The sequence below is a fragment of the Microvirga makkahensis genome (assembly GCF_009830105.1).
GTDB classification, from domain to species: domain Bacteria; phylum Pseudomonadota; class Alphaproteobacteria; order Rhizobiales; family Beijerinckiaceae; genus Microvirga; species Microvirga makkahensis.
The window spans coordinates 23591-39893 of record NZ_WURB01000025.1; the positions used below are offsets into that span (position 1 = coordinate 23591).

A 16303-nucleotide genomic window follows, 5' to 3' on the forward strand; every position below is an offset into this window, starting at 1 on the left:
GGCGGCTCGATCCGCTACGGAATAACGATACGATGGAGGAAACGATGATGCTACGGACTACGCTGCTCGCCACCGCCGCCTCGATGATCGCATTCGGAGCGCAGGCCGCGGACCTGCGGCTGATGACTGGGCCACAGGGAGGCGTCTGGGTGCCACTCGGAGGCCAGCTGAAAGAACTATGGGAGAAGGCTATTCCCGGCACGAATGTGCAACCGCTCCCTGGCGCGGGCATCGCCAATGTCCGGGGCATCGACGAGGGCAAGGCCGATGTAGGTTTCGGCAACTCGATTTCCACCGTCGACGGGCTTGCCGGCAACGCTCCATTCCCCAAGCCGCAAACCAACGTGTGCAATGTGGCGTCGCTCTATCCCCAGTACTTCCAGATGCTAGTGCCTGCGGATTCGGGGATTGAGAAGGTCACCGACCTGAAGGGCAAGTCGATTACGACCCAGCCGCGAGGCAACACGGGCGAGTTGATCACGCAGCAGCTGCTGAAAGCGCATGGCATGAGCTACAGCGACGTGAAGGTCAGCTACGTTTCCTACACCGACTCTGTCGAGCAGATGAAGGACGGGCATGCGCAGGCCTTCACACTTGGCACGGCCATCCCGTCCGGGGCCGTGATGGATCTCGCCTCTGCGCGGGATGTGAAGCTCCTCGACCTGTCGGGCAGCCTGCCCGAGATGAAGAAGATGAATCCGGGCTATACTCTCGTGACCGTGCCCAAGAACACCTATCCGAAGCAGGACAAGGATGTGCAGGTGATCGGCTATGCGACCCACCTCGTGGCCTCCTGCAGCCTTCCGGAGGAGATGGTCTACAAGATGACGAAGGCCGTCGCCGACAACATCCCGTCCCTGGCGGCTACGAGCAAGGCCATATCCGGCCTCACGCCGAAGGGTATGGCGGAGGATATCGGTGTGCCCTTCCACCCGGGCGCGGCGAAGTTCTACCAGGAGCAGGGCATTGCCGTGAAGGCCAAGAACTCCTGATCAGGAAGTCCTGATCGAGCGCTCTTGATGGAAAGTATCGTGCCCCATGCCGCGCCGGCGGGAGGAGCGCGATACTTCGGGAAATTCCTATCGCCTGAGTACGCGGGCTTGCCTCGATGAATCAGCATCTCACGCACGGCAACATCATTCGCTGGACCACCGGGACCATCGGTGTGGTCATGGCGGCATACCACATGTGGGTCATCGTCACCGGCACTCCGGAGGCGATCATCTTTCGTGGAACGCACCTGCTGTTTGCATTGACCTTGACCTTCCTGGTCGTCCGACGCAGCCAGACGCAGGAAAGGGATGCGCCGTCCCTGCTCGACTACGGCCTGTTGGCGCTTGCGACCGCGCCTCTCCTCTACCTGTTCGTCTTCTACGACTATGTCGTGAACCGCATCTATTACATCGACGACCTGACCTGGACCGACATGGCCATGGGCACGATCCTCGTCGTTATGATTCTGGAGGCAACGCGCCGCCTCATCGGCTGGGCGCTGCCCATCACCGCGCTGGTCTTCTTGGCCTATGGGCTCTTCTACGTCGGCGTGGAGCCCATGCGCCTGCTCGATCAACTCTATATGACGACGGAGGGCATCTTCGGGATGCCGCTTGGCGTTTCTGCGTCCTACGTGATGATTTTCGTCCTCTTCGGATCGTTCATGGAGCGCACCGGCACCGGTCAGCTCTTCATGGACTTCGCCATGAGCCTGACAGGCCACACCGCAGGAGGTCCAGGCAAGGTATCGGTCGTCAGTTCGAGCCTGTTCGGCACGATTTCCGGATCGGCGGTCGCCAACGTCATGGTCGATGGGCCGATCTCCATTCCGCTCATGAAGCGAACCGGCTTCAGACCTCATTTCGCGGCCGGAGTCGAGGCGGTGGCCTCCACAGGCGGGCAGATCATGCCTCCCATCATGGGCGCGGCTGCCTTCGTCATGGCCGAATTCATGCAGGTCTCCTACGGTCAGGTGATCGTCTGGGCCCTCATCCCGGCGGTGCTCTACTATCTCGCCTGCTTTGGTGGCGTTCATTTCGAAGCGAAGCGACTAGGCTTGGCGGGCATGCCCCGCTCCGAACTTCCCCGTCTCAGCCAGGTGCTGCGCGAGCGCGGGCACCTGTTCCTGCCTGTTCTGATGATCCTCATGATCATGTATTCCGGCTACAGCGCCCCAATGGCGGCACTCGCAGGCACGCTCGCCTGCTTCCCGGTGGCGGCCCTGCGCGCCTCCACGCGCGTCAATGTCACCTTGCGTAATGTCGTGGAGGCCATGATCGACGGCGCGCGCAACGCGCTTCCCGTCGCGCTGGCCTGCGCCTGCGCCGGCATCATCATCGGCGTGGTCTCCCTGACCGGAGCCGGCATCATCTTCACTCAGGTCGTACTTCACCTCGCTCAGAGCACGCTGCTGCTAGCACTCGTTCTGACGATGATCGCCGGCATCATTCTCGGCATGGGCATGCCCACGACACCGGCCTACATCATCATGACAGCTCTGCTCGTTCCGGCGCTCATCAAGCTCGGGGTCGTGGAGCCTGCGGCCCATATGTTCGCCTTCTACTTCGCCATCTTGTCGGCGATCACCCCGCCAGTCGCCCTCGCGACCTTCGCGGCGGCGGGCCTTGCAAAAGCGGATCTGTGGAAGAGCGGGGTCGCCTCGGTGAAGATCGGAGCGGCCGGCTTCATCGTGCCGTTCATGTTCGTCTATGAGCCTGCCCTGCTCATGATTGGCGATTGGCCCGTCATCGTCGCCGCGACCATAACCGCCGCAGCCGGCGCTCTTCTTCTGGCGAGTGGACTGCATGGCTATCTTCTGCGCCCGGCGGCGCTATGGGAGCGCGCGTTCCTGGTCGCTGCCGCCTTCTGCCTCATCAAGCCCGGCCTTGTGACCGATCTTGCCGGGGCTACGCTGACGGGTATCGTGGTCATGAGCCAATTGACCGCCGGCCGGAGGATTGACTCTACGCTGGGAGTTAAGAAATCGGGAATGCCGTAAGTCTTCGGTTGCGCGAGCCCGAAAAGTAAGACCTTCTCAGTTCCTCACGTACCTTGGATCCTTGGCGCTGATCTCCTCCACATGGAGGAGCGTGCCCGACAGGTGATTGCGTAGATGCCGCTGCGCTTCTTCCGGTTTACCGTCGGCAATACCTGCACGACCGGCTTGTGGTGCCGGATGACGTCGCATTTTCACAGGTGGATCGACGGGCTGCGCGCCACGATTGCTCCATCAACCCAAACCATAACGATATTGCTGCGCGTCGCGTTCAGGACGAGCTTCTGAAATAGATCCTCGAGCGTATCCAGGTTCGGGAACCAACCGACATTCGAGCCAGGAGTATTGAGGTCCAGTACCAAAGCATCAAACTTGTAGCCGAGCACAAACTTCCCGATGGGCAGTCCCAGAGCCTCACCGCCTCCCGCTGTTGCCAACCAGAACGCCTCCGGAATCGAGACCGCTGAGCCGGAAATGCCGCGTTCGTCGGGTGGCAAACGTGGATCGATACCGCTCTGGCGGGCCCGGGACGCGAGCAAAGCATGACGGCATCCGTCCAGAATGGACGGACTGTGCCCTGCAGAGATGTCGCTTCCAAGTCCGACATGGACGTTTTTGTCTAATGCGGCCCGCAGAGGGAACACGGCATTCGCAAAGTAGAAGTTCGACAGAGGGCAATGGGCTATGGCAGCCCCTTTGTGCTGGATCGCGGTCAGATCTTCATCGGAGACGAAATTAGAGTGAGCCAAGATGGTGTTCTGGCGCAGTAACCCGAACCGGGAAAGAACAGCTGTGTCGCTTGCACCAAACCGCTCCTGGACGAAGCGGCTTTCCCAATCGCTTTCCGAACAATGGGTCTGGACCAAGCAATCCATCTGTTCCGCAAGGTTCCCGAGACCTTCGAGCAATGAATCGGTACAACTTGGGATGAACCTCGGCGTGATGACCGGACGAACGAGAGGATCCTCACAACCGGCGAGTTCCCGAACGCCTTGGATAAAGGCCCGCGTTTCGTTGACAGCGGTCGAGGCATCCGCATCACGATAGAAGTCCGGGCACTGGCCGGTGTCGTCCATAGCAACCTTGCCCACGAGGGCGCGCTGCCCCTTCGTGAGACAAATCTCAGCCAGGGCCAATGAGGCTTCAAGGTGAATGGTCGCGAAGTAGACGGCAGTGGTTGTGCCGTTGGCAAGCAGAGCCTCAACCAGACCCTCATAGACCTCACGCGCAAATGCAAGATCGGAGTATCGCGCCTCCAGGGGAAACGTGTACTTCTGCAGCCACACTTCGAGGGAGGCGTCCAAAGCCTTCCCCAACTGCGGCCATTGCGGCGCATGAATATGCAGGTCAACGAAACCCGGGAGGAGAAACTGACCTTGCTGAAGTTCGGTCAGGTTGCCCTGGGCCTCGGCATGAGCCCTGACCTCAGCCAGGCGCGGATGATCGCTCGGGAGGATCTCCGAAATCCTCCCTGTCTCATCGACCAGAATATGGACGTTCTCCAGAACCTCTAGTCTGCCGCGTGTTGGCGTATGAAGCGCAGTTCCTGAAATCACCTTGATTGGCATTGTATCAGGTCCCGCAGCGGCCGAGAGGATACGTCTCAGCTGAGGTGGCCATGAGGGCTAGTCAGCCGGGGCGGATACGACGCCAGTTGCAACGCCGCATGCACTCCATAGCAAGAGCGCAGTCAGTGTCAACGATCCTAAAACAGGAGCGCCTCAGCCGAAGAGGTCCCGCGATCCCTCAGCCAAGGCCCCTGCAGCGTCGGTCGACAGCACCACACCGGTGAACTGGCTTGCGCAACCTGATCGTCACCACCCACGCCGTTTGCTTTGCGGCTTCGCCATCATCTGCCGCATTGCCTCCTCTGCTCGAGCTCTGGCTTCGTCATCATGGCTGAGGTTGCGGACCTCCGAAGGTTCCTCTTGCTGAGGCAGGCCGTTCTTGCGCGCCCGCCACTGCTTCGCCTGCGCGGCAGTGGCAGCCGCGTTGGCGAGCCGCTCTAGCTGGTCCAGCTGGGGCGTGCTGGCCTTCCCGCCGGATTCAGGCTGCTCGTTCGTTTGCTCTGGGCGTTTAGCCATGTATTTGCGTCCTCAGAATGAATAGTGCTCGTTGCGCCAGGATGTTGCGTGCGTCCGTCTTAGGAGGCGTTGGTTAGCTTCGCCTTAACCATATAGCTCCGAGGTACGCCGATGCGAAAGATCCGTGACAGCCTCATAGTTGCCGCCAGCCTCGGCGGCCCAGCCTCTCTCATCATCGCGCCCCAGAAGCTCACGGAAAAACGGCCGGGGTCCCTGGTCCTGCCGATGCCACAACGCTTGTCCAACGGGCCTCTTTCCGATGGTCGCGAGCACCGCGGTCTGTCGGACCATCTCAATGTGATGCTTACCTTCTAGCCTTTGACCAATGCACAACCCCCAGGAACGGTTGCGATCCTCGTTCATCAGCGAAGCCTTTCGAAGCTGAGTTTCGCTTCTGCCTATCAGGAGTATCAGCAGCCACTGGACCAGTCCGAAAGGCAGTTCAGAGGCCCTGGGCTGCTGGTTCTTCGGCCAGCGTCATCACCTCAAGCCCTCGTTAGCCTCTGCGGCAAGCATTTTCCTTTTCTTCCGGCCCATGACCGGCTTAGCTTGGAGTCTGAAACAGCAATCCCTTTCCGCCGCCACTACATTGAGCCATGAGCATCGGGCCGATCGCCTCCTGGCCGCTTCGGAGCCGGAGGATTTCGCAGCGTTCGAGCCGCCCCCAAGGCGTGCTCTTCCAGCAGGATCAGGTTCTCTACGTGGCGGGTGATCCGCTGCGCTACGCCTACTTTCCGAACGATACGGCCGGTAAGCTGGTTGCCGTGTTGAAGGATGGTCGCTCGGGCGAAATGGCAGCCTATGCCGAGAGAGGGCGCTGGGCCTTGTGCCGTGGCCGCCTGATCATCCTTCGGGCGGTACGTTGTGCAAGCGTCCGGGACGGCCTCCCTGATCGAGCTGGATTACCTGCAGGAGAGGTGATCGGTCAGCGACGGAAGATCCGCCAGCTGGAACTGCACTTCGCTGAGGCGATGATGAGCCGGGTCCTGCTGAATGTGGCTTGCAACCCGGTTTAAAGGGTGGGATCCCGCTGCTGTCGCCAGATCCTCAACCTGCAGGGCTGGCTGGATCGAGATGCCCTGCCCCTCACCCATGAGTTCCCAGCCGGGATGTTGGGCGTTCAACGCGCCACGGTCAGCACCATCACACGAGCCCTTCAGGAGGCAGGTTTCATCCGGCAGGGCAGGGGTACCATCGCCGTGACCGATCGGGCCGGTTTAGAAAGGGCCTCGTGCGAATCCTACGGCAGGGTGCGCCGCAACATCGAAGGGCTGCTGCCGCACACCGACAGGAACATCACAACAAATGCTTCTCGCCCGCAGCGGCGATGCTCTTGAACTTTGAGGGCAAAGACAGGCCGATGGACCATCGCGGACGTCGCCCAGGAGGGGCCTACTTCCCTATAGCGCGAGTTCCATGCACCCAGCGCGGGGGTGCTCCGCGCAAGGTGAGAGGCCCAATTCACACACGATTCAGCAGTTCTGGTTCACCCTGCTGGTTTAATAGAGCGTGTGAATCCCCATACCCTCGCCGAGAAGGTCCTTCCAGTTCCGATGAGCCCTCCTCCCTCCGTCTCCGCCGTCGCGGGCTGCCCATCCGCCGAGGGCACCCCCGGGAAGCGCGTCGCTCCGGCCAGGGACACGACCTTCGCTGCTATCGGCCTGGCTGTCTCGGCGACCGTTTTCTTCGCCATGGGCGATGTCGCCGCGAAGGTCTTGACAAGCACGCTGCCTGCGATCGAGGTCACCTGGCTGCGCTACGTCGTGTTCTGCCTAGTGGTCATTCCGACGGTCTTCATCGCGCGCGGCGCGAGGGCGATGTACACGCCGCGCCTGCGCCTCCAGATCATCCGGGCGCTGGCCATGGCTGGCTCGTCCGTGTTCTTCATCCTCGGACTGGGACACCTCCAGGTGGCGGAGGCGACGGCGATCAACTTCATTTCACCGATCTTCATCACCGCTCTCTCGATCCCCTTTCTTGGAGAGAGGGTAGGCGTCCGACGCTGGGTCGCGGCAGCGGTGGGTTTCCTTGGTGTGATGCTCGTCGTTCAGCCCGGCGGATCGGCTTTCCAACTGGCTGCCCTGCTCCCGATCGGCGCCGCGTTCGCCTGGGCCGTCGCCGCCATCGCCACCCGCCGGATGAGCTCTGAAAGGCCTGAGGCGACCTTGGCGTGGTCGGCCGTGATCGGACTGATCACGCTGACAGCCTTCGTGCCGTTCAACTGGCGCGCACCCATCGCTGGGGAGATCGGCCTGGCTGTCCTGATGGGTGCGTTCTCGACCACAGGCCACTGGCTCATCATCCTGGCCTACCGCAAGGCCGCAGCCTCTATCATCGCCCCGTTCTCCTACGTCCAGCTCCTGTTTGCCGGGTTGCTCGGCTTCGCCGTTTTCGGCACCGTCCCGGGCGCCATGACCTTCACCGGCGGGATCGTCATCGCAGCGAGCGGCCTCTATACGGCCCATCGTGAGCGCATCAGGGCCCGGGAGGCGAGACTTGCTGCCGCCGGGATCCGCCGCCCGTAAATCGCTGACGAGCATCCATAAAAAGGTTTCACAATGGCGAATTCAGCTCTCAACAAAGGGTCCTCACTGACGAGCCACCTTTCCGATGCTGATCGAGATCGCATCCTCATCGCTGTCGACAAGGCCTTTGAAACACAGGTTGCGTTCTTGTCAGAGCTAGTGCGCTGTGTCTCACTCCGAGGACAGGAAGCTGGTGTCCAAACCCTCATTGAAGCCGCACTTCTGGAACGAGGGTATGACGTTGATCGTCAGATGATCGATACTGCGCTGATTGGCCGGCATCCTGCTTTTTCCCCGGCAACGGCCAGCTATGAGAACTCATGGAATGTGATCGGGATCTGTCGCCCGGCGGCTGCCTCAGGGCGATCTCTCATCCTGAACGCCCATGTCGATGTTGTGCCCGCAGGGGATCCGAGCCGTTGGCAGGAGCCACCCTTCGAGCCGGCGCGGCACGGCGATTGGCTTTACGGCCGCGGGTCCGGCGACATGAAGGCAGGTCTGTCTGCGGCGATCTTTGCTCTCGATGCAATCAGGGCTGCGGGACTTGAACTGACAGGTCCGGTCCAGATCCATTCTGTCGTTGAGGAGGAGATTACTGGGAACGGAGCCGCAATGGCACTGGCCAGTGGTCATGTTGCCGACGCAGTACTGATCCCAGAGCCGACGGATGAGAAGCTGGTTCGGGCGAATTCCGGCGTCATCAAGTTTGCGATCACTGTGCACGGCACTCCCGCTCACCCGCGCGAGGTCAGCGGAGGCGTGAGCGCGCTCGAAGCGGCCATGCGGCTCATCCATCGCTTGCGTCGTCTTGAGATGCGCTGGAACGAGGAACGGACGACCAAACCATTCTTCGACGACGTGGAGAACCCCGCAGCTTTGACGATCGGAACGATCAGCGGCGGTGAGTGGATCGCATCTGTTCCATCGTGCTGCCGCTTCGAGGGCCGCATAGGCTTTTATCCTGGCGACAACCCTCACGAGCGGGTGAGGGAATTCGAGGCCTTCGTTTCCACGATGGCTGCTGATGACCCACTGCTTCAGCTTTGTCCAAGCCCGATCGTGGAATGGGTCGGCGTTGTGCATGCAGGCTACACCCTTGCTCCTGGGTCCGATGCTGAGGACGTCCTTGCCGAAGCGCATGCAGTTGCCAATGCACCCGACGGGTTGCCCTTACAGTCCTATGTCATGGCGTGTTACCTGGATGCGGCCGTCTATGCGGTCCATGCGGGGATCCCCTCGCTGGTCTATGGCCCGATCGCGGAGAACATCCACGCCATCGACGAGCGTGTCTCCCTTTCCTCGTTACGGCGCGTGACGAAGACAATCGCTCTGTTCGTGGCAGCATGGTGCGGCGTTTGTCCCGCAACGGATGAACCGCACATCTCTGGCGCGACCTGAAGTTCAGAGGTACTGTCGCAACCCCACTTGTAACTCAGTTCGACCTATGCCTCCGGCAAGGTTGGAGTTGCATCATGTTCAAGGACCGTCACCTCAACCGCTCGGTGACCCTGCTGTGCGTGAGGTGATGTCCGGCCTACGGCCTCAGCATCCAAAATCTGGAAGAGATGGCGATCGAGTGTGGCATCTCCGTTGATCATGCGACCATGCACAGGTGGATTATCCTGTACTCACCCGCTCTGTTGAAGCGGTTCAACTCACAAGAGCGCCCGGTGCTGGCAGGTGGCATGTCGACAAAATCATATCAAGGTGCGCGGCCACTGGCGGTATCCGTACCGGGCCGTCGGCAGCAACGGTGACACGGCGTGGTTTTTGGTTCAGCCAGTATAGCTCAAGGCGCAAACCGAAACCGATCCGCGTCCGCTAGAGCCGCTACCTGAACAACCGCATCGAGCAGGATTATCGGGCCATCAAACGGCGGATCCGACCGATGCTTGGGTTCAAATCCAGGACTGTTGCCAGTGTGATCCTGGGCGGCATCGAGATGGTTCACATGATGCGCAAAGGACAGGCGAAGTACGCCCGCAGTTCCCGGCTGTCCCTTGCCGAGCAGTTCAGCATCCTAGCTGCTTAAAGCCTGCAGGTGGAATAGCCATCTTTCTGTCTTCATCCAATATTCGCGACAGTGCCAAGGCGTGTCCTTTGGCACTCACGGTTTCCCGACGTCTCGGCCACCACCGCAGAACAAGATAAATCCTGCTCGGAAGTTGAGAAAAGAAAGCCCCGCTCAGTTCTGTCCTGAGCGGGGGTTGCCTCAACGGATCTACTCATCCAATCGGGGTCAGAATTTCCAGATGAAGTTGCCCTTCACGGCATGTTCCCGTGCATTTGCGCCTACCTGGCCTTCGTAGGACACGCCCAGGCTAATGTCGCGGGTCGCCTGCCAGTTGAGTCCTGCTTCCGTCACCAGCGCATTACGGTCAATCGGAGCACCAGAGACCAAGAATGCAGAGACGCCACCGTTGAAAGCTACCAGAGCGGAAGGCTCAACATCGCCATAAGCATGACGCCAGCCTACCATGCCCCTCATTATCAGCGGGATTTCCGCACTTACCTGAGTCTCCATCCGCAAGCCCAGCGTTGTAGTCCCCAAATCGTAGGTTTGGGCATAGCCGGTCAGAGCCGCAGTGCCACCTTCCTCGATAAAGTCGTCCGTATGGAGACGCAGGATTGAGGCGCCTGCAAAGGGCTCCAGGGTGGCAAGGCCCACTCGGAAGCGGTAGCCCACCTCACCGAAAGCCTGAGCGGTCCAACCGTCATAGCTGGCGCTGGTCTGCTCGGCAAAGCCCGGGAATACAACCCTGCGGCTGATGTCGATGTCGTTTGCGGCCAGAGAGGTGCCCAGGCGCAGGTTCAGACCGCCCCAGGCCGCTGACCCATAGAGGGAGCCGAATATGCTCTCGTTTGAGCCGGAGGTCAGTCGCCCATCGCTGTCGAATGCGGTGCGGGTAAAGCCGCCAGCAAGGCCGATGCGGTAGGTCTGGTTGATGGTCGCATCCGCTCCGAGGATGAACCCGCCTGTCGAGGTATCCATCCTGGCAGCATTGCCGTTGCTGTCCAACTTGCCCCACGAGCCGAAGCCCTCGCCCCACAGAGCAACGCGGCGCGGGTCGAAGGTCGACACCGTCACCAGCACCGGCTGGGCACGGGACAGTTCGGCCGCAAAGGCTGCCGGCACTGTGATGGCCGAGCCCAGCGGCTGACGCAAGCGGCCCAGGAGGGAGCCCTGGACCTGCTGAGCATTGGTGTAGCCTGTTGCCGCACCGGAAGCGTGCGCCTCACCGGAGAGCGCGTCGAAGGCCTGTCGTGCCCCTTCCACGCTCTGACCGATCCCCGCATCGAACAGGGAGGCGCCTGAGCCGAGTGCCTCTACGGCGTCAGCAACCCGGTACTGGCTGCTACTCTCAGCCACGGAGTTGAACGCTACCGGCGGCGGAGTGGGCTCGCTGGGATCGGTTTTGCGCGTGAGGGTTAGGCTCACGTTGTTGGCAGTGTAACTGAGGTGGGATTGAGATACGCAAAGTTGGAGCTGACGCCCGCAAAAGGTGCCGCTCCGGCCGCCTGCAGCCGTAAGAATGGTGTAGCTGGTGGGAAGCCGATAGCTGCCAGCTTCAGCCAAAACGTTTACTGTGCCGCCCGTCAGAGTGGCTGTGCCGGCGGCCTCCAAAAGATCCGACTGGCCGGTTGCGTTCGTCTCCACATGATAGATAGAGCCTGCCCCGAAGCTCACATTGCCGCTCGCCCGAAGCGTGCCGATAGAGTTGCCAGGCGCCACGGTGGTGCCGCTCCCGGCGACGATCCCTCCCACCGTGCCGGTGCCATCGACGGCATTGGCCATCGTGCCGGATCCCGTCTGATCGACAATCAGAGTGCCGCTGTTGTTGATTGCACCGCTGCCAAAGCTGGCGGCAGAGCCGACAAGGGTGCCACTCGTAATTTCGGTGCCACCCGAGTAGGTGTTCGTCCCGGAAAGGGTCAGGCTTCGGCTCCCCAATCCAAGACGGAGCGCGACTGCCCCAAGAGTAGCACCATCTTTGATCGTGCCCGTGAACAGGCTATCGCTAGCTTGACCGGAGTTCGAGACTATCAGAGTGCCTGGCGCAGCACTGCTGTTGGTGATTGTGCCAGAGCCGGAAATGTCGCCAGCGACCGTGAACGCATTAGCATTTAGATCCAGGGTAGCAAGATTGGTGAACGGCCCCGTGATGGTCATGCCCGACATGCCGATCCTGAGCGTCGTATCCGGGTTCGCGATCAAGACACCCGAGCCGGTCGCGGCGCTTGCGTTGATATCGTGCCGCAGCGTTGAAAAACCCGCACCGCCGAAAACGACTGAACCCAGCGGAGATGCAGTGCCGATGTTGCCGCCAGTCATCGTGGGGCCCTGAACGTGAGTGCGCCGCCGCCGCCGGGAGCACCCTCGACTTGGCCAGCGATGTTGCCGGAGACAGTCAGCTCACGGCCCGGGTTGCTCGCGAAGGAGATTGTCGCGGCGTAGATACTGCCATCGATCATTCCGCTCCCAAAAACCCCAAATTGGAGCTCCTTGATCTGGGCTGCCCAGGTGTATGGGACAAGGACCTGTGCTTCGATGGCCGTTGACATTCAATCGCAATCGCGCGGCGATGCTGCCCGATTGGCCCTGCACATTGTTAGTCGTGCGTGACTACAGGTGTGAGCGCCTGAAAGGTTGCTAAACCTCGAAATCACTGAAAGTGCGTGTCCTGGCCTGGGCCGAGAACCCGCACAGTTCCGGTAAAGCTCGCCGAACTGACGATGCCTTCAACTTGGCCCCCGATAACGTGCCGCCGCATCGTTTTGCACCTAGCCGGGAAGAGCTCTGATCCAGAATTTCTCTGTTTCTGGGACTTGCCAAATCCTCGCGAGGTGTTGAAATTGCGCACCTTGCGAAGGTGCAAGTCGAGTCATGCAAGAACAGACAACAGTTGAAAACCAGCCGCTCGCCGGACGCCGTGAGTGGATCGGACTCTGCGTTCTGTCGACAGCCTGCCTGATCTACTCGATGGACTTGTCCGTGCTCTTTCTGGCAATGCCGGCCATTGTGGCGGACCTCGATCCATCGGCATCGGAAATGCTCTGGATCAACGACATCTACGGCTTCATGGTCGCAGGCTTCCTCGTGACCATGGGCACGCTCGGCGACAGGATCGGACGCCGGCGTGTGCTGCTCATTGGTGCCTTCGCGTTCGGTGTGGCGTCGGCGCTTGCCGCATTCTCGAGCACGGCTCAGCAACTCATCATTGCTCGCGCGCTGCTTGGGATCGCCGGTGCGACGATTGCTCCGTCGACGCTGTCTCTGGTGGTTAACCTATTCGAGAACGAACACGAGCGGAACCGGGCGATCAGCATCTGGGGCACTGCCTTCGCCCTGGGAGGGCTGGTGGGGCCCCTCATCGGCGGCGTGCTGCTGCAATACTTTCATTGGGGTTCGGTGTTTCTGATCAACATCCCGATCATGCTCGCGCTGCTGGTCGCCGCGCCCTTCCTGCTGCCGGAATATAGAAATGAGGGCGGCGAAAAGCTCGACCTGCTCAGTGTAACGCTGTCGCTCGGGACCGTGCTGCCCATCATCTACGGCTTCAAGCATATGGCAGCCGACGGCTTTGCGCCGCGCCAGCTGGTGGCCATCGTCGCCGGCCTGCTGGTCGGCGTGCTGTTCGTGCGCCGCCAGAAGAGCCTCGCACATCCTCTGGTCGATCTGCGCCTGTTCCGCATTCCCGCCTTTACGGCCTCGCTGATCGTCAATCTGGCCGGCGTGTTCTTCGTGTTCGGCGTTTTCCTGTTCCAAAACCTGTTTCTGCAGCTGGTTCTCGGCCTGGCGCCGCTCGAAGCGGCCTTGTGGTCCGTGCCGTCCGCGCTCGTCTTCACGGTCATGTCGTTCCAGTCTCATCGATTCATGAACCGGCTCGGCCCGGTCAGGACCGTGCTCCTCGGCCTGCTGGTCAATGCCGTCGGCGTCTCCGCGATGGCTGCCGCCGCCTATGCCGAGAGCCTGGTAGGCGTTCTTGGCGCCAGCATGCTGGTGGGGCTCGGCTTCGTGCCGGTCATCCTCACCACGACAGGCCTGATCGTGGGGACTGCACCGCCGGAGCAGGCTGGCTCGGCCTCCGCCATCTCGGAAACAAGCGCGGAGTTCGGCGGAGCGCTTGGTGTCGCCGTTCTTGGAAGTCTCGGAACGCTCGTCTACCGCATGACGATGGATGGGGTGGACCTGAGCGGGCTGAACGCCGCTCAGCAGCTTGCCGTCTCCTCCACCCTCGCCGGCGCGGTCGAGACCGCCAAGGCGATGGGCGAAACAGCACCCGCATGGCTGAACGTGGCTCGAACCGGCTTCTCGCTCGGCTTTGCGACGTGCTGTGCCATCGCGTCAGTCACGCTGCTGTTTCTGGCCGCTCTCGCTCGCAAGATCTATGCGAGCGCTCATATCGAGGGAAAGGCGGCCACGCAGAAGTAGGCGTGACCCATCCCCTGCATGAGGGGCAAGATAGGTGCTGTTCTCATTCCAGAGTTCGCCCAGCAGGGCTCTGCGGCGTCGCGGATCCGTCTCGTTCCAGAGGTCGATGTCGCAGGTGACGATAGTCGCAGCGTCGGTCACGGGAAATCTCCTTACATCCGGCGAGATAGTTCATGAGCAGCCTGCAGGTGACTTTTGGATGCCGAATGCCTGCGCCCTCAAGGGGTGCAGGCCTCGGCGATCGAGAGGCTGTTCTCGAAGAGGCGATGCCGGGTGATGCGGCCGTTCTTGACAGTGAGGTGCAGCGCGAACGGGCCCGCGAAGGACTTGCCCGTGGCGCGGACGGTGCCGGACAGGTGCCCCATCAGGACGGCGTCGGGACCCTCGACGAGGAAGGTATCGACGGTAGCCCGGGCCTTCTCAGGCACGGTATGTTCCATTAACTCCGTGAACTGGGCAGCGCATTCGGCGGCGGTGGACCGTGGGCGGATCCAGCGAGCGGCAGGGTTTTCGGCGAGCATCCAGTCGACCTTGTCGGCGAAGAGCGCGACGAGCCGCTCGGTGTCTCCGGCCAGCCGGGCGGCCAGGAACGCCTGCACGACCGCGCGTGTGGCGTCGGCGACGGAATCGTCGGTGGTGGCGGATGTGACGGGCATCATGGTGCTCTCCTCGCTGTTGCGGCCGGATCCCTGGGGGTTCCGTCGATGCGCAGGATTCTGCCCGGAAGGAGGAAGGCGGTCGATTACCCCGGAGATAATGAGCGTAAACATTGATAGGATGCATCAGCCACAGGTTAAGGCGAGAGGCGGGCCAGCCACTTGCGTGCGGTGCGCTCGCTGATGCCAGAATCTCGGGCGATCTCCCCAGCGGACTGACCATGTTCGATGACGCGGCGGATCAATTCCGCCCGACCTAGGCGGGGCGTGCTGGCGCTATGCGAAGCGAAGGGGGGCGGGATCAGACGATTCCGCCGCCGCCACTGGCCACGATAGGACGCTCCTTGCCGACGCTCTCGCGATAGCCGCTGGCGCGAAAAGCCGCCACCGGGGCGATCGCGCCCCCGGATTTCAAGCGAGCCATGGCGAGGATCGGCTCTACATCGGTACGGAAGGCGTTCTTCAGGGTCTCGGAGGCCATGAGCGCGTCGTTTGCCTCCTGGTAATCCTCGAGAGCCTTTCGATCGACGATCAGGGCCTGCGCATAGGCTCGCCGGATCTCGTTGGCGCTGCAAATCAGGCTCTCGATCGGGTCCGTTACGTTGTGAGATTGGTCGATCATGTGAGCGGGATGGAAGTCCCGTGTTTTACGATACTCGGCATCCACCAGTTCATTGAAGACGAGGAACAGGCGGTAGGGATCGATGGAGCCGCTATCCAGATCATCGTCGCCATATTTCGAGTCGTTGAAATGAAAGCCGCCGAGCTTCCTGAACTGGACGAGGCGGGCGACGATCATCTCGATATTGACGTTCGGCGCATGGTGGCCAAGGTCCACGAGGCAATAGGCCTTATTCCCGAGTTCCGTCGCGATGAGATAGTTCGTGCCCCAATCCTGTACGACGGTCGAGTAGAACGCCGGCTCGTACATCTTGTGCTCGGTGAAGATGCGCCAGTCGCTCGGGAGTCGCTTGTAAATTGCTTTCATTGAGTCGAGATAACGCTCGAAGCTCCGCATGAAGTTGGTTTGTCCCGGGAAATTCGAGCCATCGCCGATCCAGACCGTGAGAGCCTTCGAGCCAATAATCTTACCGATCTCGATGCATTCGATATTGTGCTCGATGGCTTGTTGGCGGGTCCCTGAATTCGTGTGGCTAAGCGATCCGTATTTGTAACTGTGCTCCTGCCCCGGCGCATCAGAGAATGTGTTGGAATTCATCGCGTCGAAGCTGAGGCCCAGCGCATCTGCATGGGCTTTCAGTTGCCGCGGATCGTCCACCTTGTCCCACGGAATATGCAGGGACACCCTGGGTGTCGCCTGCGTGAGTTGGTGGATCACCGCGCAGTCGTCGAGCTTGTCGAAGATGTTGCGTGGTTCGCCGATGCCGGGAAAGCGCGCGAAGCGCGTCCCGCCCGTGCCGACGCCCCAGGAGGGAATGGCGACGAAGAATTCTGCCACATTCTCCGTGATCGTATCGATATCGATACCTTCGCCGGAGAGCTTCGCGCCGAGCGCCTCGTAACCGACCTTGAGAGCGCTCACGCGCTTCTCGTTGTCGGCGGCAATGATGTCAGCCCGGATCCTCTGTTCTGGCATTGGTTTCCTCCCCGGGTTT

13 protein-coding genes and 1 pseudogene are annotated in these 16303 nt (G+C 61.2%); 8 read left to right on the forward strand and 6 right to left on the reverse strand.

Annotated elements, in window-relative coordinates:
* The first annotated feature begins 44 nt into the window (after window positions 1-44).
* Window positions 45-992 (forward strand): TAXI family TRAP transporter solute-binding subunit, encoded by a 948-nt coding sequence (locus GR328_RS21730; RefSeq protein ID WP_160887590.1) that lies wholly within the window; start codon window positions 45-47, stop codon window positions 990-992.
* Between the two features lie 116 nt (window positions 993-1108).
* A complete protein-coding gene (locus tag GR328_RS21735) occupies window positions 1109-2992 on the forward strand; it encodes a TRAP transporter permease (protein ID WP_160887592.1) in 1884 nt (627 codons plus the stop codon).
* 191 nt (window positions 2993-3183) lie between these two features.
* Here the strand turns inward: GR328_RS21735 and guaD are convergent, their stop codons facing one another.
* Window positions 3184-4557: a guanine deaminase gene (gene guaD / locus GR328_RS21740; RefSeq protein WP_160887594.1), complete on the reverse strand. Its 1374-nt coding sequence runs from the start codon at window positions 4555-4557 to the stop codon at window positions 3184-3186.
* A 1112-nt stretch (window positions 4558-5669) separates the two neighbouring features.
* Here guaD and GR328_RS21745 point away from each other — a divergent pair.
* The 5 genes and pseudogenes from GR328_RS21745 (at window position 5670) to GR328_RS21765 (ending at window position 9630) form a co-directional block, all read left to right on the forward strand.
* On the forward strand, window positions 5670-6089 hold the full coding sequence (locus GR328_RS21745; protein ID WP_160887596.1) for a hypothetical protein: 420 nt from the start codon (window positions 5670-5672) through the stop codon (window positions 6087-6089).
* 3 nt (window positions 6090-6092) lie between these two features.
* Window positions 6093-6410 carry a helix-turn-helix domain-containing protein gene (locus tag GR328_RS28640; RefSeq protein ID WP_160887598.1) on the forward strand — a complete coding sequence of 106 codons (318 nt, stop codon included), beginning with the start codon at window positions 6093-6095 and terminating at the stop codon, window positions 6408-6410.
* A gap of 174 nt (window positions 6411-6584) precedes the next feature.
* Window positions 6585-7598 carry a DMT family transporter gene (locus GR328_RS21755; protein WP_343039448.1) on the forward strand — a complete coding sequence of 338 codons (1014 nt, stop codon included), beginning with the start codon at window positions 6585-6587 and terminating at the stop codon, window positions 7596-7598.
* A 33-nt stretch (window positions 7599-7631) separates the two neighbouring features.
* Window positions 7632-8996 carry an ArgE/DapE family deacylase gene (locus GR328_RS21760; RefSeq protein WP_160887602.1) on the forward strand — a complete coding sequence of 455 codons (1365 nt, stop codon included), beginning with the start codon at window positions 7632-7634 and terminating at the stop codon, window positions 8994-8996.
* 74 nt (window positions 8997-9070) lie between these two features.
* Window positions 9071-9630, forward strand: a pseudogene (locus GR328_RS21765) (IS6 family transposase).
* 207 nt (window positions 9631-9837) lie between these two features.
* Here GR328_RS21765 and GR328_RS21770 read toward each other — a convergent pair.
* Complete coding sequence (locus GR328_RS21770) at window positions 9838-11931, reverse strand: autotransporter outer membrane beta-barrel domain-containing protein (protein ID WP_160887604.1); 2094 nt, start codon at window positions 11929-11931, stop codon at window positions 9838-9840.
* Window positions 11928-12071, reverse strand: coding sequence for a hypothetical protein (locus GR328_RS21775; protein ID WP_160887606.1), 144 nt, complete (start codon window positions 12069-12071; stop codon window positions 11928-11930). Before GR328_RS21775 ends, GR328_RS21770 begins: the two co-directional genes overlap by 4 nt.
* A 412-nt stretch (window positions 12072-12483) precedes the next feature.
* On the opposite strand from GR328_RS21775, the gene GR328_RS21780 reads away from it, so the two are divergent.
* Window positions 12484-14031 carry an MFS transporter gene (locus tag GR328_RS21780; protein ID WP_160887608.1) on the forward strand — a complete coding sequence of 516 codons (1548 nt, stop codon included), beginning with the start codon at window positions 12484-12486 and terminating at the stop codon, window positions 14029-14031.
* A gap of 218 nt (window positions 14032-14249) precedes the next feature.
* On the opposite strand, the gene GR328_RS21785 is transcribed toward GR328_RS21780, so the two are convergent.
* The 3 genes from GR328_RS21785 to rhaI form a co-directional block, all read right to left on the reverse strand.
* Window positions 14250-14690: a nuclear transport factor 2 family protein gene (locus tag GR328_RS21785; RefSeq protein WP_205790204.1), complete on the reverse strand. Its 441-nt coding sequence runs from the start codon at window positions 14688-14690 to the stop codon at window positions 14250-14252.
* A 134-nt stretch (window positions 14691-14824) separates the two neighbouring features.
* Window positions 14825-15097, reverse strand: a complete 273-nt coding sequence (locus tag GR328_RS28645) for a helix-turn-helix domain-containing protein (protein ID WP_425487065.1) — start codon at window positions 15095-15097, stop codon at window positions 14825-14827.
* The gene (gene rhaI / locus GR328_RS21795) at window positions 14989-16284 is read right to left on the reverse strand and encodes an L-rhamnose catabolism isomerase (RefSeq protein WP_160887612.1); all 1296 of its coding nucleotides are present in this window, start codon (window positions 16282-16284) and stop codon (window positions 14989-14991) included. Before rhaI ends, GR328_RS28645 begins: the two co-directional genes overlap by 109 nt.
* Between the last annotated feature and the right edge of the window lie 19 nt (window positions 16285-16303).

What these genes read in the sequence shown, in the direction of transcription:
- GR328_RS21780 (WP_160887608.1), top strand. Translation starts at nt 12,484, where the DNA reads ATGCAAGAACAGACAACAGTTGAAAACCAGCCGCTCGCCGGACGCCGT.
- GR328_RS21760 (WP_160887602.1), top strand. Translation starts at nt 7,632, where the DNA reads ATGGCGAATTCAGCTCTCAACAAAGGGTCCTCACTGACGAGCCACCTT.
- GR328_RS21745 (WP_160887596.1), top strand. Translation starts at nt 5,670, where the DNA reads ATGAGCATCGGGCCGATCGCCTCCTGGCCGCTTCGGAGCCGGAGGATT.
- GR328_RS21770 (WP_160887604.1), bottom strand. Translation starts at nt 11,931, where the DNA reads ATGACTGGCGGCAACATCGGCACTGCATCTCCGCTGGGTTCAGTCGTT.
- GR328_RS21730 (WP_160887590.1), top strand. Translation starts at nt 45, where the DNA reads ATGATGCTACGGACTACGCTGCTCGCCACCGCCGCCTCGATGATCGCA.
- GR328_RS21785 (WP_205790204.1), bottom strand. Translation starts at nt 14,690, where the DNA reads ATGATGCCCGTCACATCCGCCACCACCGACGATTCCGTCGCCGACGCC.
- GR328_RS21775 (WP_160887606.1), bottom strand. Translation starts at nt 12,071, where the DNA reads ATGATCGATGGCAGTATCTACGCCGCGACAATCTCCTTCGCGAGCAAC.
- rhaI (WP_160887612.1), bottom strand. Translation starts at nt 16,284, where the DNA reads ATGCCAGAACAGAGGATCCGGGCTGACATCATTGCCGCCGACAACGAG.
- GR328_RS21735 (WP_160887592.1), top strand. Translation starts at nt 1,109, where the DNA reads ATGAATCAGCATCTCACGCACGGCAACATCATTCGCTGGACCACCGGG.
- guaD (WP_160887594.1), bottom strand. Translation starts at nt 4,557, where the DNA reads ATGCCAATCAAGGTGATTTCAGGAACTGCGCTTCATACGCCAACACGC.